This is a genomic window from Oleiphilus sp. HI0086 (assembly GCF_001635225.1).
Window position 1 is genome coordinate 1 of the sequence record NZ_LWFZ01000930.1, and the last position, 409, is coordinate 409.

The 409-nt window shown below is 42.5% G+C and carries 1 protein-coding gene; it reads left to right on the forward strand.

All coding sequences use genetic code 11. The features are described 5' to 3' along the window. Window positions 1-336 (forward strand): methyltransferase domain-containing protein (locus A3756_RS16810; RefSeq protein WP_156490546.1); only part of this gene is annotated, 336 nt, incomplete at its 5' end. Window positions 337-409: the final 73 nt, after the last annotated feature.

Below are 409 nucleotides of genomic sequence, written 5' to 3' on the forward strand. Positions count from 1 at the left end.
AAGGGCTTTAACGTAGAAGAGTACGATCCTTTCTACATGCCAGACAAAAGCCCTTTAAGTGGCCGCTACGACTTTATTACCAGTACAGAGGTTGTCGAACATCTGAGCAAGCCAAAAGAGGTATTTGAGCTCTTGTTTAAGATGCTGAAAAAGAAAGGAGTCTTGGGCATTATGACAAAACAACCCCCAAAGCAAGGCATCGTGAATTGGCAGTATACGAAAGACCCAACTCACATCAGCTTCTATTCCGTTAAAACCTTTCAATATATTGCTGCATTGTTCGACTGCCAGCTAGAGGTCATCTCTTACGACACAGTATTGCTAATCAAAAGATAAAACAGTACTCATTTACTTTTGCTCAGCGCCTAATAATCAACCCCTTCACGAGCCTTAACGCCCGCCTTATAGG